Below are 21811 nucleotides of genomic sequence, written 5' to 3'. Positions count from 1 at the left end.
GCGCTACTCGGCGGCTTCGCGGATGCCCGACGGCGCATCAGGGAAAGTGCAGACTACGGTGGTGCCGCGATTCTCGCCGGTCTCGATGCGGACGGAGCCGCCGTGAAGCTCGACGAAGCTCTTGACGATGGACAGGCCCAAACCAGCGCCGCGGCGGCGTCCGCCGTTGACCCTTGGCTCGAAGCGCCGGAAGACCGTTTCCAGAACGTCGGGCGGCATTCCCGGCCCGTCGTCATGGACGGAGAACTCGACGCCGGCGCCGGACTGGCGGCAGGCCAGCACCACGACGCTGGCCTCCGGTGCGTAGTTCACCGCATTGCTGAGAAGATTGTAGAGGATTTGGCGGATGCGGATTTCATCGCCATGGAAACTTTTCGGGGCAGCTGCCGCTTCGATCTTCAGCGATATTTTGTGCTCTTCCAGCCGGTCGGCGACAAGGTCAGCCGCCGCGGCGATGGTGCGGTCTATCTGCACCTCGGAGATATCGAGCTGCATGATACCGGCATCGACGGTGGCAAGGTCCAGAATGTCGTTGACGATGGTGAGCAGAACCGACGACGACGAGCCGATATGCTCGACATATTCGCGCTGCCTGGTGCTCAGCGGACCGGTGCCCGGCAGCGAAAGCAGTTCGGTGAAGCCGATGATGTTGGTGAGCGGCGACCGCAGTTCGTATGACACGTGCTGCACGAACTCGTTCTTCAACTGGTCGGACTTTAGCAGCGCTTCGTTCTTGTCCTTCAGCGCCCGCTCGACATTGACGCTGTCGGTCACATCGACAAAGGTGATCATTACCTGCCCGTTGGGGAGGTGGATGACGGCATAGCGCGAAATGGAGCCGTCGGTCAGCTCGGTCTGACCGTGACGGTCGCGACGCTCCTCGTCGAAGCCGGTTATGGCGGCGACGAAACCGGCCCAGGGTCCATCCTTGGCGCGCGCGTCGCAGAGATCCCGGATGACCGACACATGCTCGCCGGGCTTCACCTGGTCGGGATCAAGCCGCCACAGAGCGGCAAAGGCCGGGTTCGACAGGCGCAGCCGCCCATCCGGACCGAACACCGCCACCCCTTCCGCCAGGTTGTCCAGCGTCTCCCCCTGCACGCGCACGGCTGTCTGATAGCGGCTTTCCAGGTCGATCTTCTCGGTCAGGTTCTCGAACACCCAGGTAACCCCGCCCTTGGGTTGCGGGTTGGCGATGACACGCACGGTCTTGCCATCCGGCAGATGCCACCAATGCTCCTGCGATTCGACGGCGCGGTAGGCGCTGAGCAGGTTTTCCTTCCAGCGCCGCCATTCCGGCTGTTCTGCGATCTTGCCTTCGGTGCGCAACCTGTCGAGCAGAAGCGCATTGTCGGGCGAGGAGTGCAGGAAGGCGATGTCGAGCGCCCAGAGTTTCTGGAAAGCCTGGTTGAAGAAGCGCAGTTTCGCATCGGCATCGAATATGGCGACTGCCGTATTGAGCTGATCCAGCGTGTCGGCGTGGCTCTGGACGGTGCGCTCATATTCCTCGCGCACCGTCTCGATGGCGCTGACGTCACAGGCCAGCCCGGCCGATCCTTCAGCGGTAGCAACATCGGTGACGGTGAACATCTGGCGGTCGCCGCCGATGACGGTTGGGAGCGTATGCTCGAATACCGGACGGGACCTGTGCTGTTCGGCAATCGCCTCGCGTGCGCTGCTGCCCAAAAACTCCTTGCCTTCGCGGATGACGGCATCCGAATTGTCGGCCTCGACCGCTGCTGCATAGGCGCGATTGACCCATTTCAGCCTTCCATCGGCAGCGCGCACCCAGAACGGCATCTTCAGCGCGTCGAGCAGACCGAGAATCGTTTCCTGGTCCGATGTGAGCCGCTGGTTTTCGACCTTCAGCCTGGCGTGGCTGCGCTGCGTCTCGGAAAGAGAGAGGAAGCGGGCGAAGACATAGGACGCATTTTTGCGCCCCTGAATTTCAAGCGGCGCGCCGGCCTGCGTTTCAACCGCCAAGTCGAAAGCGGCGCCTTTCTCGCGCAAGGCCGTCAGCGCATGCTCCAGCGCGGCCGCCGAGCGTGGCATCAGCCAGCGGCCGAAAGCCAGGAAGGCCGAACGGTCTTCCGGCGCTCCGGTCTCGACCGGCAGCGTTCCGATGAGCTCGGTTTTCCGGTTTTCGGTGCTCCACGCAATCACCCGCTGGTCGCGCAGGTTCAAAAGCGCTTCCGAGCGCTGCAAGGCAGCATTCACATCGGCGATACGGGCTCGAAGCTGGACATTCTCCGATGCCGTCCTTGCCCGCTCGCGAATGAGCAGAATGGCCGAGATCAGGGCGGCGCCCATGACGCCCACGAAGACCGCCAGCTGTATGACTTCCACAGTGCTGACAGGAAGTGCTTTCGCGACTTGCTGCGCGTTGGCATCGCCGGCGAAAGAGAAAGCGGCGATGAAGGCCGTGGAACCGGCCAGCAGAGCCCTGAGCCCACGACACAAGGAACCCGCTCCACCAGCCGATAGCGGATTGACGGTCGAATCCTTGTGGCCGCCGGAAGCGGCCTGTCCCGCTTTCAGCGGGTTTTCCCCCGGCATGTCCTGTCCTCTCCGCCGCCTGAATGCAAGACCGCCCGTCGGCCGGTTTCTATCCTCGAATCGAAAGTTCCGCGCCCGAATTGGACACGCAAAGAACGCCCCGATACCAGGAAAGCAGACACGTGACCGGTTCCAGACCGATTCCCCTGCCGGGGCCACGCGCCAGCCGGAAGCTTCGCGAATCAGTTCACAATAACGCCTCGCCGAATCGGCGTGAAGCACCGGCGCGCAAAAATGAAGCCGGATGAATTGTCAATTCACCCGGCTTCAACATTTGGTATTCCGCAGCAGCAGAATTAATAGCGATAGTGTTCCGGCTTGAACGGCCCGGTGGTGGTCACGCCGATATAAGCGGCCTGTTCGCCTGAAAGCTCCGTCAGCTTGGCGCCCAGCTTGTCGAGATGCAGACGGGCGACCTTCTCGTCGAGGTGTTTGGGCAGGACATAGACCTGGTTCTGGTACTGGCCCTGCTTGGAATAGAGCTCGATCTGCGCCAGCACCTGATTGGTGAAGGAAGCCGACATGACGAAGCTCGGATGCCCGGTCGCGTTGCCGAGGTTGAGCAGGCGGCCTTCCGAAAGCAGGATCATGCGCTTGCCGTCCGGGAACGAGATCATGTCGACCTGCGGCTTGACGTTCGTCCATTTCAGATTGCGCAGCGCGACGACCTGGATCTCGTTGTCGAAGTGGCCGATGTTGCCGACGATGACCATGTCCTTCATCGCGCGCATGTGGTCGAGCGTGATGACGTCCTTGTTGCCGGTGGTGGTGATGACGATGTCGGCGGTCGGGGCCGCATCTTCCAGCGTCACGACCTCGAAGCCGTCCATCGCGGCCTGAAGCGCGCAGATCGGATCGACCTCGGTGACCTTGACGCGGGCGCCGGCGCCCTTGAGCGAGGCGGCCGAGCCCTTGCCGACGTCGCCATAGCCGCACACGACCGCGACCTTGCCGGCCATCATGACGTCGGTGCCGCGGCGGATGCCGTCGACCAGCGATTCCTTGCAGCCGTACTTGTTGTCGAATTTCGACTTGGTGACCGAGTCGTTGACGTTGATCGCCGGGAAGGGCAGCAGGCCCTTCTTCTGCAACTGGTAGAGCCTGTTGACGCCGGTGGTGGTTTCCTCGGTGACGCCGCGGATCGCCTCACGCTGCTTGCTGAAGAAACCGGGGGAGGCCTTCATGCGCTTCTTGATCTGGGCAAAGAGGATTTCCTCCTCCTCGCTGCCCGGGTTCGAAAGAACATCCTCGCCAGCCTCGGCGCGGGCGCCGATCAGGATGTACATGGTGGCGTCGCCCCCATCGTCGAGGATCATGTTGGTGGGCCCACCATCGGCCCACTGGAAGATCTGGTCGGTGTAGGTCCAGTATTCCTCAAGGGTCTCGCCCTTGATCGCGAAGACCGGGATGCCGGCTTCGGCGATGGCGGCGGCCGCGTGATCCTGGGTGGAGAAAATGTTGCAGGACGCCCAGCGAACATCCGCGCCCAGCACCTTGAGCGTTTCGATCAGCACCGCCGTCTGGATCGTCATGTGCAGCGAGCCCGAAATACGCGCGCCCTTCAGCGGCTTCTTGCCGCCGAACTCGTCGCGACAGGCCATGAGGCCCGGCATTTCCGTTTCTGCTATCTCGATTTCCTTGCGACCCCAGGCGGCGAGGGAAATGTCGGCGACCACATAATCTTTGCTCATGGCGAACTCCAGTCGGTTTTCCGATAGACGCGCCCGCGCGGCATGCGCCACAAGGGATCGCGATGTGGCGTCTGACTAGCAGAAGGGCGCACGCTCGACAATGGGATATAAAGAAATCTTTATCCCTGCATGTCCTGGAAAATTAAATTTCCTCGCCAAAGCGGGCGGCGACAAGGTCCTCCAGCGCTTCGAGCGCCTGACGCGCCTCCGGGCCGCTGGCGATGACGCGGATCGAGCAGCCGGGGCTGGCTGCCAGCATCATCAAGCCCATGATGGAGGTACCTCCGACCTTGACGCCATCCTTCTCGACATCCACCGAGGCCTGGAAGCTGCCGGCAACCTGCACGAACTTTGCGGAAGCGCGCGCATGAAGCCCACGCTGATTGATGATGCGAAACTCACGGACGATCTCTGTCTTGTCGGAAGCCGTGTCGTTCATTTGCTGGTCAGCAACTGGCTGGCGACGTTGATGTACTTGCGGCCAGCCGCCTGCGCCTGCGTCAGCGCCGTGGCCATGTCGTCGCCCTTGCGGATGCTGGAGAGCTTGATCAGCATGGGCAGGTTCATGCCCGCAATCACCTCCGTCTGACCGGACTCCATTACCGAAATCGCCAGATTCGAGGGGGTACCGCCGAACATGTCGGTGAGCACGATCACACCGGCTCCCGTGTTGACCCGCTCAACCGCGCCGACGATGTCGCGGCGGCGCTGCTCCATGTCGTCGTCGGCGCCGATGGCCACGGTTTCGAAATTTTCCTGGGGTCCCACCACGTGCTCGACAGCGTGGCGGAATTCGTTGGCCAACTGACCGTGCGTCACGAGCACGAGTCCGATCATTCTTTGGCGGCTCCCGTCATGGCCTCTTCACAGGCCCATTTATGCTCGCCGGCCGTTCCGGCGGCGGGAGCGCTATCTTGTCGAGGCTTGGCGCGTTGACAAGTGCAAAATTGCGCCGCACCGAGCCATTTTGACGCATTGCAGCATGAAACCGGCATCACTTCGGCCCAAATGGAGCAAGGCCAAGCTTCGCAGCGACCGCAGGCACCGCGGCTGTGACGTTGCGCTCGGCAAGACACAATGCAGGTACGGCGCAGCCGGCAATCGTTTCCACAGCATCTTCCTGAAACCGCCGCATGGCGTCCGGCATGACAAGGCAAATGCAAAGGTCGATCACCGCGGCCGTCACCGAAGACAGCGGGTGCGGTCCGATGCCCGGCACCTCGACAAGGCCCGCAATACTGGCTGGCGCGGTGCAGACGACGCGTCCGGCGTGTGCGGCGACAAAAAGCTGGTCGTCGGCGACAAGCCGGGAAAACAGGCCCCTGCGGGAGAAATGGTCCGCCAAGGCCAAGGCCAGGGTCGTCTTGCCGGCGCCGGACCGGCCCGTCACCAGAACGCCCCGGTCGCCCACCACTATAGCTGTGCCATGGAGATTTATGGCTGACATCAGCCGCCTTCGGCCGGCAGCGTCACGACAAAACGGGCGCCCTTGACCTCGCCAGGCTTGGTGCCAGGGATGTTTTCGGCCGTTAGAGTGCCGCCATGCGCTTCGACGATCTGCCGGCTGATGGAAAGGCCAAGTCCGGAATTCTGTCCAAAGGCTTCTCCGGAAGGGCGGTCCGTGTAGAACCGTTCGAAGATGCGGTCGATGGCGTCCGGGCGGATGCCAGGCCCGTTGTCGTCAATGGTGAGGATGACGAACTTGCCCGTATGGTTCAGCGTCAGCGCGATATGGCCCCGCTCGTCCGGGACGAAAGAGCGGGCGTTTTCGATCAGATTGGTGACGACCTGGCCGATGCGCAAATCATGCCCGACGACATGATAGGTTTTGACGCCCTGCGGCAGCTTCGCAACCTTGAGTTCGACCTCGACCTTCTTCTTGTGGTGCGATCCCTCCGCCGAGGCATCGACCAGGTCGGTGATGAACTTCTTCAGGTCGATGCGATCCGCATCCTCGCGCGCCAGTTCGGCGTCGAGGCGGGAGGCATCGGAAATGTCGGTTATCAGCCGGTCGAGCCTTTTGACGTCATGCTGGATGACGTCCATCAGCCGGCCGCGCGATTCCTCGTTCTTGGCCAGCGGCAGGGTTTCGACGGCGCTTCGCAGCGATGTCAGCGGGTTCTTGAGTTCGTGCGACACATCGGCGGCGAAGCTTTCGATCGCCTCAATGCGGGCGTAGAGCGCATTGGTCATGTCGCGCACTGCAATCGACAGATTGCCGATCTCATCCTGGCGGTCGGAGAAGTCGGGAATTTCCTCGCGATTCTTGACGCCGCGCCGCACCCGCACCGCCGCCGCCGAAAGCCGCCGCAGCGGGTTTGCGATGGTGGAGGCGAGCAGCAACGAAAGCAGCGCGGTGACCATGGCGGCGATGCCGAAGACGCGCAGGATCGCCTTGCGTTCGGCGGAGACGATCTTGTCGATGTCGCCCCCTTCGGTCGACAGCATCAGGACGCCGAGCACGGCGCGGAAGCGCTGGATCGGCACGGCGACCGAGACGATCTGCTCGCCCTGTTCGGAGATGCGGACGATGGTGGAGGGGCTGCCGGTCAGCGCCTTGACCACTTCGGGAAAAGCCGCGCCGTTGCCGCCCGGTTGTTCCTTGTAGACCGGCAGATCGCCCTTGCGGAAAACGTCGAAGATGAACTTCTGCACGCGATCGAGCAGGTCGGGTTCTTCCTCCGCGACCGGCGGCAGATCGTAGCGCAGGATCTGGCCGCGCGAATAGAGATGACGCGAATCCAGTAGCAGGTTGGTATCGCGATCGTAGATGCGGGCGCGCGTGCGGGTTGGCGAAATGAGCCGCCGCAGCACCGGGGCCACCCGTTCGGGATTGATCGGGAAATCGAGGTTGTCGAGCTGATCGGTGGCGGGACCGATGCTTTCGCCCGCCTGGAGCTCCAGCAGCTTTTCTGGATCGATGGAGATCGAGTTGGTCTCGACCGTCGCCGAGGCTGCGATGGCGCCGGCGATGATCTCGCCCTGCGTCATCAGGCTCTCGACCCGCGCATCGATCAGGCCATCGCGAAAGGTGTTCAGATAAAGAATGCCGATGACGAGGACGGCGAGGCCGGCCAGATTGAGGAACAGGATGCGGCGGGTCAGGCTGGAAAAGATGTAGTGGCCGAGAAACCGCCTCAGACGCAACGCCAGCTTCGACAGAAAGGGTGGCAGAATCGGGGAAGACCGCCTGGCCATGGCGGCTGGCCTTCTCCGCTCCACATCCACCGCCATAGCCGATCCTAGGCCTCGCGAAACCGGTACCCGACCCCGTAGAGCGTTTCGATCATCTCGAAATCGTCATCGACCTGCTTGAACTTCTTGCGCAGCCGCTTGATGTGGCTGTCGATGGTGCGGTCATCGACGTAGACCTGCTCGTCATAGGCCGAGTCCATCAGCGCATCGCGGCTCTTCACCACGCCGGGGCGCTGGGCCAGCGAATGGAGAATGAGGAATTCCGTCACGGTGAGCGTGACCGGCTCGCCCTTCCAGGTGCAGGTGTGGCGCTCCTGATCCATGACGAGCTGGCCGCGCTCGAGCGAACGAGCCTGCTGGTTCGGCGTCTTGGCCGCTGCCTCGCGGGCGTTGGCGCGCCGCAGGACGGCGCGGACGCGCTCGACCAGAAGGCGTTGCGAGAACGGCTTGCGGATAAAGTCGTCGGCGCCCATCTTCAGGCCGAAAAGCTCGTCGATCTCGTCGTCCTTGGAGGTCAGGAAGATCACCGGAAGATCGGACTTCTGACGCATGCGGCGCAGCAGTTCCATGCCGTCCATGCGCGGCATCTTGATGTCGAGGATGGCCAGATTGGGCGGGCGCGCGGTCAGACCTTCCAGCGCGGAGGCGCCATCCGTGTACGTCTCGACGCGGTAACCTTCCGATTCCAGTGCGATCGAAACCGAGGTCAGAATGTTGCGGTCGTCGTCGACAAGCGCGATCGTCGCCATTTCAAGCGGCTCCCTCATGAGCGTAAGTCCCTTACTGCATCGAGAAGGGGCTTCTGCAGGACAAATTAGGTACAAAATGTGGCACTGCGCCTGAACTCCTACAGGCAGGTTCCGAGCATGTCCACAACCGCACCCTCATGCGGATTGGACGCTCGTGCGCCGGCAATCCTTTGGGCAACCGGCAAAAGTTTTGCACATATAAACGATTTAAACAACTTTCAAAATTTTTAAATCGATTAATGATTTGATATCGCTTGCTTTTTCTGGTTCTGACCCTTCCAGGCTCCGACAAGAGGGCTCCCGAATTTCCCCGGGGCAAATGCGGCAACCAGAGAAGAAGGAACCTTCATGTCGGAACTCGGCATACGCAACCCCGCTAGCGGGATCGATTCGATCGGCCTGAAAACGACCGGCACGGTCCGCTACAATCTCGGGGCAGCCGACCTTTGCGAGGAGGCCATCCGGCGCGGCGAGGCCCGCCTCACCGCCGGCGGCGCGCTTGTCGCCGAAACCGGCCAGCACACCGGACGTTCGCCGAAGGACAAATTCGTCGTCCGCGACGCGAACACCGAGCCGCATATCTGGTGGGACAACAACAAGGCCATCACCCAGGCACAGTTCGACACGCTGCTGGGCGATTTCGTCGCCCACGCGGCGTCGAAGGATCTTTTCGTTCAGGATCTGGTTGGCGGCGCCGATGCCGAACTTCACCTGCCGACGCGCGTCGTCACCGAATTCGCCTGGCACTCGCTGTTCATCCGCAACCTGCTGATCCGCCCGGAGACGGCTGCGCTGGCGGATTTCCTGCCGAAAATGACGATTATCGACCTGCCTTCGTTCCGCGCCGACCCGGCACGGCATGGCAGCCGCGGCGAGACGATGATCGCGCTCGACCTGACGCGCATGATCGTGCTGATCTGCGGCACCTCCTATGCCGGCGAAATGAAGAAGTCGGTCTTCACCGCACTGAATTACCTGCTGCCGGCGAAGGGCGTCATGCCCATGCACTGCTCGGCCAATGAAGGACCGGACGGCGACGCCGCCGTGTTCTTTGGCCTCTCCGGCACCGGCAAGACGACGCTTTCGGCCGATCCGTCACGCACGCTTATCGGCGACGATGAGCATGGCTGGGGTCCGCATGGCATCTTCAATTTCGAGGGCGGCTGCTACGCCAAGACGATCAAGCTCTCAGCCGAAGCGGAGCCGGAAATCTTCGCGACCACCCAGCGTTTCGGCACCGTGCTGGAAAACGTCGTGCTCGACGGCAATCGCGTGCCGGATTTCAACAATGGCAGCCTGACGGAAAACACGCGCTGCGCCTATCCGCTGGATTTCATTCCCAATGCCAGCAAGACCGGACGCGCGAGCCATCCGAAGAACATCATCATGCTGACGGCCGATGCCTTCGGCGTGATGCCACCGATCGCCAGGCTTACCCCGGCGCAGGCCATGTACCATTTCCTGTCCGGCTATACCGCGAAGGTGGCGGGTACGGAAAAAGGTGTCACGGAGCCTGAGGCGACATTCTCCACCTGCTTCGGCGCACCCTTCATGCCGCGCCATCCCTCCGAATATGGCGAATTGCTGCGTGAACTGATTGCCCGCCACGACGTTACCTGCTGGCTTGTCAACACAGGCTGGACAGGCGGAGCCTATGGCACAGGCAGGCGTATGCCGATCAAGGCGACCCGGGCCCTGCTTTCGGCCGCGTTGGATAGTTCGCTCAAGGGCGTGGAGTTCCGCACCGACGCCAATTTCGGCTTTGAAGTGCCGGTTTCCGTGCCCGGCGTCGATGGCGCTATCCTCGATCCGCGGTCCACGTGGTCGGACAAGGCCGCATTCGACCGGCAAGCGGCCAAGCTGGTCGGCATGTTCATCACCAATTTCGAGAAATTCGAAACGCATGTCGACGCCAATGTGCGCGGCGCCGCGCCCCGTTCCCGGGAAGCTGCCGAGTAGACCTCCCGGCAGACGGTCCCTTTTCCAGGCCCGGTCCCGGCGACCGGGCCTTTTCTTTTGGTCAAAGCCTTGCCATGACTGCCTTATGAGCGCCGAGGACAGGATCATCGTTGCCGCCGATGCGGTCATTCACCCCGACGACATCGAGGAAAGCTTCATCCGCTCCTCGGGTCCCGGCGGCCAGAACGTCAACAAGGTGGCGACCGCGGTGCAACTTCGCTTCGACGCGGCGCGAGCGCCCGGCCTGTCGGAGCGCGTGCGCGAGCGGACGATCAAGTTCGCCGGACAGCGCGCCACCAAGGACGGTGTCATCGTCATCGAGGCCGGGCGTTTCCGGACCCAGGAGCAGAACCGAGCGGACGCCCGCGCCAGGCTGACCGCATTGGTCGCCAAGGCTGCCGAGCCACCGCCGCCACCGCGCAAGAAAACCCGGCCCTCCAAGGGCTCGGTCGAAAGACGGCTGAAGACGAAGGCGGGCAGGTCAACGGTCAAGAAGCTGCGCGGCAGGGTCGATAGCGATTGAAGATTGCAACGTCTTGCGTCACTTTGCGGAGCAAGGCCAACAGCGAGGAGTGCCAAGATGGGTATGTTCGATTTCGTCAAGAGCGTCGGCAAGAAACTGGGTATCGGTGGCGACGACCCGACCCCCGATGCCGGCAGCCTGAAAAAGGAACTGGATTCGCACAAGCTCGGCACCGATCAGGTTCAGGTCGAAGTCAGGGGCGACACCGCAGTCCTCAAGGGCGTGGTCAAGGACCAGTCGATCTTCGAAAAAGCCATCATCGCGGTTGGCAATACGCTGGGCGTATCGAAGGTCCAGGCCGATGAGCTGAAGGTGGTGGCGCCGGAATCGAGCGTGAAGCTCGACGGCAATGTCGACATGACCGAGTTGGTCAAAGCCTCCGCTCCGGCGAAGCAGCCAGTGTTCTACACGGTCAAGAAGGGCGACAACCTCTCCAAGATCGCCGAAGCGCAGTATGGCAAGGGCAAGGCCTCGAAATACACCGTCATCTTCGAGGCCAACAAGCCGATGCTGACGCATCCCGACAAGATTTATCCGGGTCAGGTCCTGCGCATTCCCGATATCGAGACCGCCTGATCGGTCGCAACAGATTACGGGAGACGGCGGCTTTCGGGTCGCCGTTTTTCTTTGGGCGCGCCATATTCGTTCAAGCCCAGGAAAGGATGCCCCATGACCGATCTGCCGAAAGGCGTGCGCCACCTGCCCGGCTATCTTTCGCCGGAGGCGCAACTGGACCTTCTGTCCGGTATCCGTGCCGCCGTGCAGGCAGCCCCCCTATATGTGCCAGCCATGCCGCGCACGGGCAAGGAAATGAGCGTGCGCATGACCAATTGCGGGTCGCTCGGCTGGGTTACAGACAAGGAACGCGGATACCGCTACCAGCCGACGCACCCTGTCACGGGCCAGCCGTGGCCGCCCATTCCGCACGCGCTGCTCGATCTGTGGCAGGAGGTCGCCGGCTATCCTCATCCGCCGGAGGCCTGCCTGGTCAATTTCTATGCCGCCGAGGCCAAGATGGGCCTGCATCAGGATCGCGACGAAAGCGACTTCGACGCACCGGTGGTTTCCGTTTCCCTGGGTGATGACTGCCTGTTCAGGGTCGGCGGCACGCAGCGCGGCGACGCGACGGTTTCGTTCAGGCTGAAAAGCGGCGATGTCGTCGTGCTGGGCGGCGAGGGCAGGCTTAGCTTCCACGGCGTCGATCGAATCTATCCGAAAACATCGACGCTGATGAGCAATGGCGGCCGCATCAATTTGACGCTGCGGCGCGTGACGATCCCGGCCGCCTGAGCCGCAGGGACTGCAAGCCGGTCAAATCTTGCGCAGCGCCACTTCCTCGACCAGATGGTCGGCGCCCTTGCGCAGGATGAGATCGGCGCGGGGCCTTGTCGGCATGATATTCTCGCGCAGGTTCTTCAAATTGATGTTGGTCCAAAGACCTTCGGCGATCGCGTGGGCGGCGTTCTCCGATAGCCGCGAATAGCGGTGGAAGAAGGATTCGGGATTGCGGAAAGCGGTTTCGCGCAGCCGCATGAAACGGGCGATGTACCAGTCGTGGATCAGGTCCTCATGGGCATCGATATAGATCGAGAAATCGAAGAAATCGGACAGGAACGGCACGAAGGTGCCGTCACGCGGCAGCTTGCCCGGCTGAAGCACGTTGATGCCTTCGAAAATGAGAATGTCCGGCCGGTCGATGGTCGCATAGACGCCCGGCAGGACGTCATAGGTCAGGTGCGAATAGAGCGGCGCGTGCACATCGCGCAGCCCGGCCTTGATTCCCGACAGGAAGCGCAGCAACGCGCCGACGTCATAGCTGTCGGGAAAGCCCTTGCGCTCCATCAGGTTCTCGCGGCGCAATACCTCGTTGGGGAGCAGGAAGCCGTCGGTAGTGACCAGATCCACCTTCGGGCTGGAAGGCCAGCGGGCGAGAAGTTCCTTGAGCACGCGCGCCGTGGTCGACTTGCCGACGGCCACCGACCCGGCAATGCCGATGATGTAAGGCGTCTTGACGGCGCTCGCCCTGTTGAAGAAGGCCTGCCGCTGCCGAAACAGCAACTGGCTGGATTCAACATGGGCGGAGAGCAGCCGCGACATCGACAGATAGATTCGCTTGACCTCTTCGAGATCGACCGGATCGTTCAGCGAACGAAGGCGGCTGATTTCGTCGGCGCCCAGCGTCAGCGGCGTGTCGGCCCGGAACTCGGCCCATTCCGAGGCGGAAAAGAACAGGTACGGAGAGTATTTTTCAGTTGGAGCCAGTTGGTCCATCGCGTTTCCTGAAATCCTCAGTCCGGTTTTTGGCGCGAGGCCTTTTCCGCAATGCCCGAACGCCCGGTCCGGCGCTCCAGTTCCGCCATGACATCGACCAGGGAAACCCCCGAAATGGCGAGCACCACCAGCCAATGATAAAGGAGATCGGCGCTTTCCGAAACGAGAGCTTTCTTGTCGCCGCGGATAGCGGCTATCAGCGTTTCGACCGCCTCTTCGCCCAGCTTCTGGCCGGCCTTGTCAATGCCCTGCGAAAACAGCTTCGCGGTCCATGAACCGGCGTCGCCCGACTGCGACCGCTCACGGACGATGGTTTCGAGGTCGGAGAGCGAAAAAGTAGCCATGACGCCCGTTTAAGGTCGTTGCGGAACGGAGTCGAGTCGCATCGGCAGGCCGGCGGCGGCCATGAACTGCTTGGCCTGCGCAATGGTATAGGTGCCGAAGTGAAAGATCGAGGCGGCCAGCACGGCCGCCGCGTGGCCGTCGCGGACGCCATCGACCATGTGTTCCAGCGTGCCGACGCCGCCAGAGGCGATGACCGGCGCGCGGACGGCATCGGCGACGGCGCGCGTCAGCGCGATGTCATAGCCGATCTTGGTGCCATCGCGATCCATGGAGGTGAGCAGGATTTCACCGGCGCCCAAATCGACCACCTTGCGCGCGAACTCCACCGCATCGATGCCGGTCTTCTCACGGCCGCCATGGGTGAAGATTTCCCAGCGGTCTTCCTCGCCTGCTGCGGACACTTTCTTGGCGTCGATGGCGACGACGATGCACTGGTTGCCAAACTTGTCGGCCGCGGCGGCAACGAATTCCGGGTTCTTCACCGCCGCCGTGTTGATCGACACCTTGTCGGCGCCGGCAAGGAGCAGTTTGCGGATATCGGCCACCTGCCGCACGCCGCCGCCGACGGTGAGCGGCATGAAGCACTGCTCGGCGGTGCGGGCGACGACATCAAAGATGGTCTCGCGGTTATCGGACGAGGCGGTGATATCGAGGAAGCAAAGCTCGTCGGCGCCGGCGGCATCATAGGCCTTGGCGGCCTCGACCGGATCGCCGGCATCGACGAGGCTGACAAAATTGACGCCCTTGACGACGCGGCCATCCTTGACGTCGAGACAGGGGATGACGCGGGCTTTCAATGTCACCGGCTGCGCTCCATGGCCGCGAGGAAATCCGCCAGCATTTTGCCGACCACAGGTGGCACCTCTGCCCTCGGATCGAAGGCCGGGTCATAGGCGGATATGGTCATGCCGGCGATGGGAACATGACCGACAAGGCCGCACACTGCGTTGCGCAGCTGCTCGGGATCGGGTCCACCGGGACCGGCGTAGCGGTTGACCTGCAATTTTTCCGGATCCAGCACGTCGAGGTCCAGATGCAGATGCGCGCAGGTAGCGCCGGCTGCTTTCAGGGCGGCCATCTTTTCCGGCGCGCTGCCGCAGGCGGCGCGGATCACCGGCAGTTCTTCAAGCAGCCTTGTTTCCGCTGCATCCAGATCGCGTGCGCCGGCAAGCAGGCAGCGCGCAGGGTCTATCGGCGTGAATCCTGGGATCGCGCCCGTCATGCCGCGCCAGCAGAGACCCAGAACGGCGGCCAGCGCCATGCCATCGAGAAACCCGGTGGTGGACGTGTCCGGCGTGTTGATGTCGGCATGCTGGTCGAACCAGACGATGGAATCGGCGGCCTCACGGGCGACGGCTCCAACGGATGTAAGGCAGTTCCCCGCCAGCACTATCGGAAACCGGCCACGGCCAAGCGCCTCGCCCACAGTCTTCGCCACCACCGCGCAGACGGCGAAACCGGTCGAAATCTCGCGCGGCGCATCGCCGACCTCGCCGATGTCCCTGACCTCGATGTCATGTCCGTTGAGCGTGAGTTCCTCGACCAGCCCACCGGCGATCAGCGCTTCGGGGCCTTGTCCGAAGCCCGCATAGACCTGGCCGCTGTCGTAAGGCGCAACGATGAATGTGACTTTCATCAGCCACGGCCCCGGATTGCGTCACCACGCAGGACCGACAGCGCCTCGGCCGGATCAATGCGGCCGTCATAAAGCGCCCTGCCGGAAATCGCGCCCTCAAGCTTGGCTGCGTCAGGCCGGGTCATGCGCACGATGTCGTCGATGGACGCCAGGCCGCCGGAGGCGATGACCGGGATCGACACGGCGTTGGCGAGCGCGATGGTGGAGTCCCAGTTGATTCCCATCAGCACGCCGTCACGGTCGATGTCTGTGTAGATGATGGCCGCGACACCGGCGCCCTCGAATTTCTGCGCCAGTTCAATGACACCCAACGACGAAGCTTCGGCCCAACCCTCGACGGCGACCTTGCCGCCCTTGGCGTCGATGCCGACGGCGACCTTGCCGGGGAAAAGACGGCAGGCTTCCTTCACCAGATCCGGATCGCGCACCGCGACCGTGCCGAGAATGACCCGCGCCAGCCCACGATCCAGCCAATCCTCGATCTGTGGCAGAGTGCGGATGCCGCCGCCCAGCTGGACAGGGTTCTTGGTCGCGTTGAGGATGGCACCCACAGCGGCGCTGTTGATGCTGTGGCCCTGGAACGCGCCATTGAGATCGACGACATGCAGCCACTCGAAGCCCTGATCCTCGAAGGCTTTCGCCTGTGATGCCGGATCGTCGTTGTAGATGGTCGCAGTATCCATGTCGCCGTGCCTGAGGCGCACGCACTGGCCGTCCTTCAAGTCGATGGCGGGAAAAAGGATCATCCTTCTAAGGCCTCCACCTCAAAAAATTGCCGATCAGGGCGAGGCCCAGCGCCTGGCTCTTTTCCGGATGGAACTGCGTCCCGGCAAGATTGTCACGCGCGACGGCGGCCGTCACCGGCCCGCCATAGTCGGTGACGGCAAGAACCTCGTCCGGCTTTTGCGCGTCGAGATGGTAGGAATGGACGAAATAGGCGTGCAGACCCGATGGACCGGTCGGAATGCCGGCGAACAGCGGGTGGTCGCGNTCCCAGCCGATCTGCGGTATCTTCAGCGCCGGATCGGCGGGCCTGATCTCCTTGACGTCGCCGGCGATCCAGCCGAAGCCTTCGGTGACCGTCTTTTCAAGGCCGCGCTGCGACATGAGCTGCATACCGACACAGATGCCGAGAAATGGCCGGGCGCGTTGCACTGCGGCCTCCTCCACCGCTTCCCACATGCCCTCGACGGCGCGCAGACCGGCGGCGCAGTCGGCATAGGCGCCGACTCCGGGCAGCACGATACGATCGGCGCCACGGACGCGCTCGGCGTCGGCGGTCAGTTCGATCTCGGCGGCGATGCCGGCTTCCCGCGCGGCGCGCTCGAAGGCCTTGGTTGCCGAGCGCAGATTGCCCGAGCCGTAGTCGATGATGGCGACACGCATCATGGCCGTCCCGGCGTGTGAGCGAGACCGAGGGCAACGCCGGTCTGCGCCGGCCGCGCCCGCGATGCGTCGGGAACAATGACCGGCGAAGGGGCAGACTGGTCCAAGATCTCTTCCTCGCCGCCATAGGCATAGCGCGCCTCGGCGTCGTCGAACCGGTCCGCTGAAACCACGCCCCACTCCCTCCAGCCGCGGCGGCGCAAGGCATGGACGCGCAACGCCTGTCCCTCCAAACCGGCATAGACGGAGACCAGCAGCATCAGCGACCAGCCGGCGAGGCCGAAACCCGCCAGTTCGCCCAGCACCGACGACAAGGCAAGCGCGACGAAGGCGAGCAGGGCCTCGATCCACAGCCGATGCCACAGCAGCCAGAGCGGCGGCACAAGGAATGCCACCCAGGCAAACCCGTCGCGGATCAGTCTGGCACGCTCCGCCTGTCCGGCTTCGCCCGGCGGCTCCATGACGACATAGACAGCCATGGCCTACCCTTTCAGCGATCCTTTGGTGGAGGGCACCGCGTCCGGCTGGCGCGGATCGCTTTCCAACGCGGCGCGCAGCACCCGTGCCACCGCCTTGAAGCAGGTCTCGGCGATGTGGTGGTTGTTGGCGCCATAGTGGTTGGTGACATGCAGGGTGATTCCGGCATGTTGCGACAACGCCTGGAAGAATTCGCGCACCAATTCGGTGTCGAAAGTTCCGATCTTCGGCGACGAGAAGGCGACGTTCCAGACAAGAAACGGGCGGCCGGAAACATCCACCGCGGCGCGCGTCAGCGTCTCGTCCATGGCGAGATCGATCGAGGCGTAGCGCATGATGCCGCGACGCTCGCCCAGCGCTCTGGAGAGCGCCTGGCCGATGGCAATGCCGGTATCCTCGACCGTGTGGTGATCGTCGATGTGCAGGTCGCCCTTCGCCTTGACGGCGATGTCCATCAGCGAATGGCGCGCAAGCTGGTCCAGCATATGGTCGAAGAAGCCGACGCCTGTCGCCATCTCCGACTTGCCGGCGCCGTCGACGTGCAGCGACACGGCGATGTCGGTTTCCTTGGTCTTGCGGCTCACTTCGGCGGAACGCGGGCTCATTGCCTCATCCTTGTGCCATTTGCCTTCCAGGATCGCCTGTCAGGTGCTTGAAAACGAAAGCCTTCTAGCAGCATGATCGGCCAATTGCCAGTTGCCAAAACGCGCAGGAGGCTTGCCGGACAAGCCGTTGGCAAACGCCCGCCGGCTGCATACATAAGGCCGCATCAACTCGTACCGCGCTCGTCGCCTGATCGGGACTGCGCGCAATCGGAGCAAGACATGTCTAATGAATTGACCATGCACGCGACGACCATCGTCACGGTGCGCAAGGGCGGCAAGGTGGTCATTGCCGGCGATGGCCAGGTGAGCCTCGGCCAGACCATCATGAAGGGCAACGCCAGGAAAGTGCGCCGCATCGGCAAGGGCGGCAGCGTCATCGCCGGCTTCGCCGGGGCAACAGCCGACGCCTTCACGCTGCTGGAGCGGCTGGAAGCCAAGCTCGAGCAATATCCCGACCAGTTGACACGCGCCTGCGTCGAACTCGCCAAGGACTGGCGAACCGACCGCTATCTGCGCCGGTTGGAAGCGATGATGCTGGTGGCCGACAAGGATGTTTCGCTGGCGCTGACCGGCACCGGCGACGTGCTGGAACCGGAGCATGGCGTCATGGCCATCGGCTCGGGCGGCAATTATGCGCTGGCCGCGGCGCGTGCATTGATGGACACCGACAAGGACGCCGAGGAAATCGCCCGCAAGGCGATGCAGATCGCTTCCGACATCTGCGTCTACACCAACAACAGCTTCGTCATCGAAACGCTCGATGCCGCCTGAACCGGCTTATCAATTCCGGGCGGTGACGGAAAAAGACCTGCCGACGATCGCCGGCTGGCTGGCGGAGCCGCATGTGGCCGAATGGTGGGGCGATCCCGAGACCGAGATCGCCGCCATTCGAGAACACATCGACAGCGTTTCGGTTGAGCCGTTGATCGTCGAGCTGAACGGGAAACCCATCGCCTATCTGCAGAGCTACGATCCGCATATGGAGGACGACCATCCCTATGCGGACCAGCCCTTCGGCACGCTTGGCGTCGATCTGACCATCGGCGTGCCGGAGCTGGTCGGCATCGGCCATGGGTCGGCAATCCTGCGGCAGTTCGTCGGGCAGCTTTTCACAGAGGGTACGCCCCGCGTTATCATCGATCCGGATCCTGCCAACGGCAGGGCTATCCGCGCCTATGAGAAGGCCGGCTTTCGAGCCTTCGACACACGGACGTCCATCTATGGGCCGGCGCTGATGATGGCTATGGACAATCCAGATGCGTGATTTCCATATGGCTGCAGGAGAGCGGACATGACGACAGCCGGGCGGGACCGAGCTCGTTGGGACATTTCCTGGCAGGTGGGCCTCGTCATCGCCATTGGCCTCGTCGCGGCTCAGGCGATCATCCTCTACGCCGTGGGACGCATCCCGATCTGCGAATGCGGTTATGTGAAGCTGTGGCACGGCGTTGTCGTCAGTTCGGAAAACTCCCAACACATTTCCGACTGGTACACGCCTTCGCACATCATCCACGGCTTCCTGTTCTACGGCCTGACCCACCTTCTGTTTCCCCGCGCATCCGTGTGGCTGAGGCTTGCCCTGGCGCTGGTCATGGAAGGCGGCTGGGAACTCCTCGAGAACAGCCCGATCATCATCGAACGCTACCGCGCCGCCACCATCTCGCTCGACTACTATGGCGATTCGATCATCAATTCGGTGTCGGACACGCTGGCGATGGTGCTGGGCTTCATCCTGGCCCGCATCTTCCCGATCTGGCTGACGGTGACCATCGCCATCCTTTTCGAGCTTGGCACCGGCTACATGATCCGCGACAATCTCACGCTGAACGTCCTGATGCTGGTCTATCCGCTGGAGGCCGTAAAAACCTGGCAAAGCGTGATCCAATGAAGCTGGAGCCTGTCGTGGTCAGCCCGCGGACACTGGATAGTGCTGTCGCCAACGGCGTGATCACGCGTCGGCAGCGCGAGCAGCTTCAGGACCTCGAACATGCCGGACTGCTGGCGGACGTCTCAGAAGGCGACGAAGAAAATCTTCGCCTGATCGGGGGCGGCAACGATCTTTTCGTCACCGTCGGCACAATCCTGCTGACGGTCGGCTTCTACTTTATCCTCAACACGCTGCTGCCTGGCCAGCGGATGGCAATTGCCGGGCTGATCGCAATCTTTTCCTGGGGCGTCGCCGAAGTCGTCACGCGTCAGCACCGCATGAAACTGTCGTTTACGGTGCTCAGCCTGTTCTTCGTCGCGGCTTTCGCTCTCGCGCTCGCGCTTGAAATCCTCGCGCGCTATCCGATCCAGAAGCCGGCTTCGATATGGCAGCTGCTGGCCTTGCGCCAGCAGCTCTCGACCGCCGGCTATCTCTTCCTCGGCGGCGTCATGGCCGCCGTCGCTCTATATTTCTGGCGCTTCAAGGTCCCCATTCTCGCTGGCGTCTTCGCGATCGCTGCGACGCTTCTGGCTTTTCTGCAAACGGCACTCCTGCTTTATGACGGCGTGGCCGCCGGCACAGTTGCCCCGCCAAGCCTGGAAGACATGCCGCAATTGCTGCGCGCCGCGCTCTATATGCCGCTGGTCTGCGGACTGATCGTATTTGGCACCGCCGTCGCGCTCGATGTGCATGACCGGGAGCGCCGCAAGATCTGGTCCGACTGCGCATTCTGGCTGCATGTCGTGTCTGCACCAATGCTGGTGCATCCGCTGTTTATCATGGCCACGGGACAGGATGTGGTAATGGGCCGTATCGAACCCGATGCCAGCGCCACGGTCATGCTGGCCATCCTGATAATCGGCTTCGTCTATGTCGCGCTTGCGATCGATAGGCGTTCGCTGCTGGTGCCGACGCTCGCCTATTTCGGTTCGCTCGGCATCTACTATCTGGTCAATTCAGCAGCCAACACCACCGGCATACCGCCCTTTGCCCTGATTCTTTTGGTGGTCGGCGCATTGATCATTTGTTTCGGCGCCGGCTGGCAGCATATCCGGCGCTTGATCATCCGCCCCACGCTCCCCACATCCGTGCTCGACAGACTACCCCCCATCAGAAAAGCGTAGTGTATTCTCCATGAGCAATTTCTCCCCGCGCGAGATCGTTTCCGAGCTCGACCGTTTCATCATCGGCCAGAAGGACGCCAAGCGCGCCGTGGCCATCGCCCTGCGCAACCGCTGGCGGCGCCAGCAGTTGGAAGGCCAGATGCGCGAAGAGGTGATGCCGAAGAACATCCTGATGATCGGTCCGACCGGCGTCGGCAAGACCGAGATTTCACGCCGGCTCGCCAAGCTGGCGGGCGCGCCGTTCATCAAGGTCGAGGCGACCAAGTTCACCGAGGTCGGCTATGTCGGCCGCGATGTCGAGCAGATCATCCGCGACCTCGTCGAAACCGCCATCGGCCTGGTGCGCGAAAAGATGCGCGAGGACGTCAAGGCGCGCGCCCACATCAATGCCGAGGAACGCGTCCTGGAAGCGCTGGTCGGCAAGACGGCGTCGCCCGCCACCCGCGACAGCTTCAAGAAGAAGTTGCGCGACGGCGAAATGGACGACAAGGAGATCGAGATCGAGGTCGCCGATACCGGCAATGGCGGCATGCCCGGCTTCGACATTCCCGGCATGCCGGGCGGCAGCGTCGGCATGATCAACCTGTCCGACATGATGCAGAAAGCCATGGGCGGCAAGCGCACCAAGACGCGCAAGACCACGGTCAAGGAATCCTACGAGCTGCTGATTTCGGATGAATCCGACAAGTTGCTCGACCAGGACGAGGTGATCCGCAGGGCGCTGGAATCTGCAGAAAATGACGGCATCGTCTTTCTCGACGAAATCGACAAGATTGCCGCCCGCTCCGACATTTCCGGTGGTCCGTCGCGCGAAGGCGTGCAGCGCGACCTGCTGCCGCTGGTCGAAGGCACGACGGTGGCGACGAAGTACGGGCCGATCAAGACGGACCATATCCTGTTCATCGCGTCAGGCGCCTTCCATGTGTCGAAGCCATCGGACCTTCTGCCTGAACTTCAAGGCCGTCTGCCGATCCGGGTCGAGTTGCGTGCGCTGGAGAAGGAGGATTTCGTCCGCATCCTGACCGAGACCGAAGCCAGCCTGATCAAGCAGTATATCGCGCTGATGGGCACGGAAGGCGTGACGCTCGACTTCACGCCGGACGCCATCGATTCGCTCGCGGGCATCGCCGTCGACCTCAATTCCAGCGTGGAGAATATCGGCGCGCGGCGGCTGCAAACGGTGATGGAGCGGGTGCTGGACGACATTTCCTACGATGCGCCGGACCGCAACGGCACTGCCGTGACGATCGACGCCGCCTATGTCGAGAAGCATGTCGGCGATTTGTCCCGGAACACGGACTTGTCGCGGTTTATTCTTTAATCACCGCTTTAATCCGGGAGGCCGTCGAGGTGAATATCGCGCCGTC

24 protein-coding genes and 1 pseudogene are annotated in these 21811 nt (G+C 62.7%); 9 read left to right on the top strand and 16 right to left on the bottom strand.

The genetic code is table 11. The features are described from left to right. Positions 1–3 precede the first annotated feature (3 nt). The 7 genes from ASD44_RS15520 to ASD44_RS15490 all read right to left on the bottom strand — a co-directional run bounded on the left by ASD44_RS15520 (position 4) and on the right by ASD44_RS15490 (position 8191). A complete protein-coding gene (locus tag ASD44_RS15520) occupies positions 4–2556 on the bottom strand; it encodes a PAS domain-containing sensor histidine kinase (protein ID WP_056113881.1) in 2553 nt (850 codons plus the stop codon). Between the two features lie 296 nt (positions 2557–2852). After that, entirely contained in the window at positions 2853–4247 is a 1395-nt protein-coding gene (ahcY, locus tag ASD44_RS15515) for an adenosylhomocysteinase (protein ID WP_056116322.1), read from the bottom strand. A 142-nt stretch (positions 4248–4389) separates the two neighbouring features. Continuing rightward, on the bottom strand, positions 4390–4686 hold the full coding sequence (locus ASD44_RS15510; RefSeq protein ID WP_056113878.1) for an HPr family phosphocarrier protein: 297 nt from the start codon (positions 4684–4686) through the stop codon (positions 4390–4392). Continuing rightward, the gene (locus ASD44_RS15505) at positions 4683–5084 is read right to left on the bottom strand and encodes a PTS sugar transporter subunit IIA (protein WP_056113874.1); all 402 of its coding nucleotides are present in this window, start codon (positions 5082–5084) and stop codon (positions 4683–4685) included. The genes ASD44_RS15510 and ASD44_RS15505 overlap by 4 nt, the downstream gene beginning before the upstream one ends. Before the next feature lie 157 nt (positions 5085–5241). Next, a complete protein-coding gene (locus tag ASD44_RS15500) occupies positions 5242–5694 on the bottom strand; it encodes a serine kinase (RefSeq protein WP_056113873.1) in 453 nt (150 codons plus the stop codon). Then, complete coding sequence (locus ASD44_RS15495; RefSeq protein ID WP_056113870.1) at positions 5694–7481, bottom strand: sensor histidine kinase; 1788 nt, start codon at positions 7479–7481, stop codon at positions 5694–5696. Before ASD44_RS15495 ends, ASD44_RS15500 begins: the two co-directional genes overlap by 1 nt. An 8-nt stretch (positions 7482–7489) precedes the next feature. After that, entirely contained in the window at positions 7490–8191 is a 702-nt protein-coding gene (locus ASD44_RS15490; protein WP_156459930.1) for a response regulator transcription factor, read from the bottom strand. A 348-nt stretch (positions 8192–8539) separates the two neighbouring features. Between ASD44_RS15490 and ASD44_RS15485 the strand changes: the two genes are divergently transcribed. The 4 genes from ASD44_RS15485 to ASD44_RS15470 all read left to right on the top strand — a co-directional run bounded on the left by ASD44_RS15485 (position 8540) and on the right by ASD44_RS15470 (position 11963). Then, entirely contained in the window at positions 8540–10150 is a 1611-nt protein-coding gene (locus ASD44_RS15485) for a phosphoenolpyruvate carboxykinase (protein ID WP_056113863.1), read from the top strand. 85 nt (positions 10151–10235) lie between these two features. Then, a complete protein-coding gene (arfB, locus tag ASD44_RS15480; protein ID WP_056113860.1) occupies positions 10236–10673 on the top strand; it encodes an alternative ribosome rescue aminoacyl-tRNA hydrolase ArfB in 438 nt (145 codons plus the stop codon). 57 nt (positions 10674–10730) lie between these two features. After that, the gene (gene lysM, locus ASD44_RS15475; protein ID WP_056113857.1) at positions 10731–11249 is read left to right on the top strand and encodes a peptidoglycan-binding protein LysM; all 519 of its coding nucleotides are present in this window, start codon (positions 10731–10733) and stop codon (positions 11247–11249) included. Between the two features lie 93 nt (positions 11250–11342). Further along, positions 11343–11963: an alpha-ketoglutarate-dependent dioxygenase AlkB gene (locus tag ASD44_RS15470; protein ID WP_056113854.1), complete on the top strand. Its 621-nt coding sequence runs from the start codon at positions 11343–11345 to the stop codon at positions 11961–11963. A 21-nt stretch (positions 11964–11984) separates the two neighbouring features. Here ASD44_RS15470 and coaA read toward each other — a convergent pair whose 3' ends face one another. From coaA to hisB, 9 genes and pseudogenes are all read right to left on the bottom strand, one after another. Next, on the bottom strand, positions 11985–12944 hold the full coding sequence (gene coaA / locus ASD44_RS15465; RefSeq protein ID WP_056113851.1) for a type I pantothenate kinase: 960 nt from the start codon (positions 12942–12944) through the stop codon (positions 11985–11987). Between the two features lie 17 nt (positions 12945–12961). Continuing rightward, entirely contained in the window at positions 12962–13288 is a 327-nt protein-coding gene (locus ASD44_RS15460) for a phosphoribosyl-ATP diphosphatase (RefSeq protein ID WP_056113848.1), read from the bottom strand. Positions 13289–13297: 9 nt separating this feature from the next. Then, entirely contained in the window at positions 13298–14092 is a 795-nt protein-coding gene (gene hisF / locus ASD44_RS15455) for an imidazole glycerol phosphate synthase subunit HisF (protein ID WP_056113845.1), read from the bottom strand. Next, positions 14089–14925, bottom strand: a complete 837-nt coding sequence (locus ASD44_RS15450) for an arginase family protein (RefSeq protein ID WP_056113843.1) — start codon at positions 14923–14925, stop codon at positions 14089–14091. Before ASD44_RS15450 ends, hisF begins: the two co-directional genes overlap by 4 nt. Continuing rightward, entirely contained in the window at positions 14925–15671 is a 747-nt protein-coding gene (hisA, locus tag ASD44_RS15445; protein WP_056113840.1) for a 1-(5-phosphoribosyl)-5-[(5-phosphoribosylamino)methylideneamino]imidazole-4-carboxamide isomerase, read from the bottom strand. Before hisA ends, ASD44_RS15450 begins: the two co-directional genes overlap by 1 nt. Positions 15672–15675: 4 nt before the next feature. Further along, positions 15676–15915: pseudogene (locus ASD44_RS18800) on the bottom strand (imidazole glycerol phosphate synthase subunit HisH); the annotation flags it as partial. 1 nt (position 15916) lies between these two features. Then, positions 15917–16311: imidazole glycerol phosphate synthase subunit HisH (gene hisH / locus ASD44_RS18795; protein WP_244480489.1), on the bottom strand; the 395-nt coding region annotated here is incomplete at its 3' end. After that, positions 16311–16790 (bottom strand): DUF2628 domain-containing protein, encoded by a 480-nt coding sequence (locus ASD44_RS15435; protein WP_056113837.1) that lies wholly within the window; start codon positions 16788–16790, stop codon positions 16311–16313. The genes ASD44_RS15435 and hisH, both read right to left, overlap by 1 nt. A gap of 3 nt (positions 16791–16793) precedes the next feature. Further along, positions 16794–17393 carry an imidazoleglycerol-phosphate dehydratase HisB gene (gene hisB, locus ASD44_RS15430; protein ID WP_056113834.1) on the bottom strand — a complete coding sequence of 200 codons (600 nt, stop codon included), beginning with the start codon at positions 17391–17393 and terminating at the stop codon, positions 16794–16796. Between the two features lie 219 nt (positions 17394–17612). Between hisB and hslV the strand changes: the two genes are divergently transcribed. The 5 genes from hslV to hslU are packed head-to-tail and all read left to right on the top strand — an operon-like array spanning position 17613 to position 21765. Continuing rightward, positions 17613–18164, top strand: a complete 552-nt coding sequence (gene hslV, locus ASD44_RS15425; protein ID WP_056113830.1) for an ATP-dependent protease subunit HslV — start codon at positions 17613–17615, stop codon at positions 18162–18164. Further along, positions 18154–18657 (top strand): GNAT family N-acetyltransferase, encoded by a 504-nt coding sequence (locus ASD44_RS15420; RefSeq protein ID WP_056113827.1) that lies wholly within the window; start codon positions 18154–18156, stop codon positions 18655–18657. The genes hslV and ASD44_RS15420 overlap by 11 nt, the downstream gene beginning before the upstream one ends. A gap of 27 nt (positions 18658–18684) precedes the next feature. After that, positions 18685–19281, top strand: a complete 597-nt coding sequence (locus tag ASD44_RS15415; RefSeq protein WP_056113824.1) for a DUF2585 domain-containing protein — start codon at positions 18685–18687, stop codon at positions 19279–19281. Continuing rightward, positions 19278–20444: a hypothetical protein gene (locus ASD44_RS15410; RefSeq protein WP_244478783.1), complete on the top strand. Its 1167-nt coding sequence runs from the start codon at positions 19278–19280 to the stop codon at positions 20442–20444. The genes ASD44_RS15415 and ASD44_RS15410 overlap by 4 nt, the downstream gene beginning before the upstream one ends. 10 nt (positions 20445–20454) lie before the next feature. Beyond that, positions 20455–21765, top strand: coding sequence for an ATP-dependent protease ATPase subunit HslU (gene hslU, locus ASD44_RS15405; RefSeq protein ID WP_056113821.1), 1311 nt, complete (start codon positions 20455–20457; stop codon positions 21763–21765). The last annotated feature ends 46 nt before the right edge of the window (positions 21766–21811 follow it).

This window comes from Mesorhizobium sp. Root554 (genome assembly GCF_001427025.1).
In the GTDB taxonomy this organism is placed as follows: Bacteria; Pseudomonadota; Alphaproteobacteria; order Rhizobiales; family Rhizobiaceae; genus Mesorhizobium.
This window is presented reverse-complemented; position numbering and strand designations above follow the sequence as displayed.

Coding starts and splice junctions, on each gene's coding strand:
- ASD44_RS15460 (WP_056113848.1), bottom strand. CDS start 13,288: ATGGCTACTTTTTCGCTCTCCGACCTCGAAACCATCGTCCGTGAGCGG.
- coaA (WP_056113851.1), bottom strand. CDS start 12,944: ATGGACCAACTGGCTCCAACTGAAAAATACTCTCCGTACCTGTTCTTT.
- ASD44_RS15490 (WP_156459930.1), bottom strand. CDS start 8,191: ATGGCGACGATCGCGCTTGTCGACGACGACCGCAACATTCTGACCTCG.
- ahcY (WP_056116322.1), bottom strand. CDS start 4,247: ATGAGCAAAGATTATGTGGTCGCCGACATTTCCCTCGCCGCCTGGGGT.
- ASD44_RS15495 (WP_056113870.1), bottom strand. CDS start 7,481: ATGGCGGTGGATGTGGAGCGGAGAAGGCCAGCCGCCATGGCCAGGCGG.
- ASD44_RS15510 (WP_056113878.1), bottom strand. CDS start 4,686: ATGAACGACACGGCTTCCGACAAGACAGAGATCGTCCGTGAGTTTCGC.
- ASD44_RS15435 (WP_056113837.1), bottom strand. CDS start 16,790: ATGGCTGTCTATGTCGTCATGGAGCCGCCGGGCGAAGCCGGACAGGCG.
- hisA (WP_056113840.1), bottom strand. CDS start 15,671: ATGATCCTTTTTCCCGCCATCGACTTGAAGGACGGCCAGTGCGTGCGC.
- ASD44_RS15520 (WP_056113881.1), bottom strand. CDS start 2,556: ATGCCGGGGGAAAACCCGCTGAAAGCGGGACAGGCCGCTTCCGGCGGC.
- ASD44_RS15415 (WP_056113824.1), top strand. CDS start 18,685: ATGACGACAGCCGGGCGGGACCGAGCTCGTTGGGACATTTCCTGGCAG.
- hisB (WP_056113834.1), bottom strand. CDS start 17,393: ATGAGCCCGCGTTCCGCCGAAGTGAGCCGCAAGACCAAGGAAACCGAC.
- lysM (WP_056113857.1), top strand. CDS start 10,731: ATGGGTATGTTCGATTTCGTCAAGAGCGTCGGCAAGAAACTGGGTATC.
- hslV (WP_056113830.1), top strand. CDS start 17,613: ATGTCTAATGAATTGACCATGCACGCGACGACCATCGTCACGGTGCGC.
- arfB (WP_056113860.1), top strand. CDS start 10,236: ATGAGCGCCGAGGACAGGATCATCGTTGCCGCCGATGCGGTCATTCAC.
- ASD44_RS15500 (WP_056113873.1), bottom strand. CDS start 5,694: ATGTCAGCCATAAATCTCCATGGCACAGCTATAGTGGTGGGCGACCGG.
- ASD44_RS15410 (WP_244478783.1), top strand. CDS start 19,278: ATGAAGCTGGAGCCTGTCGTGGTCAGCCCGCGGACACTGGATAGTGCT.
- hslU (WP_056113821.1), top strand. CDS start 20,455: ATGAGCAATTTCTCCCCGCGCGAGATCGTTTCCGAGCTCGACCGTTTC.
- ASD44_RS15505 (WP_056113874.1), bottom strand. CDS start 5,084: ATGATCGGACTCGTGCTCGTGACGCACGGTCAGTTGGCCAACGAATTC.
- ASD44_RS15450 (WP_056113843.1), bottom strand. CDS start 14,925: ATGAAAGTCACATTCATCGTTGCGCCTTACGACAGCGGCCAGGTCTAT.
- ASD44_RS15470 (WP_056113854.1), top strand. CDS start 11,343: ATGACCGATCTGCCGAAAGGCGTGCGCCACCTGCCCGGCTATCTTTCG.
- ASD44_RS15420 (WP_056113827.1), top strand. CDS start 18,154: ATGCCGCCTGAACCGGCTTATCAATTCCGGGCGGTGACGGAAAAAGAC.
- ASD44_RS15485 (WP_056113863.1), top strand. CDS start 8,540: ATGTCGGAACTCGGCATACGCAACCCCGCTAGCGGGATCGATTCGATC.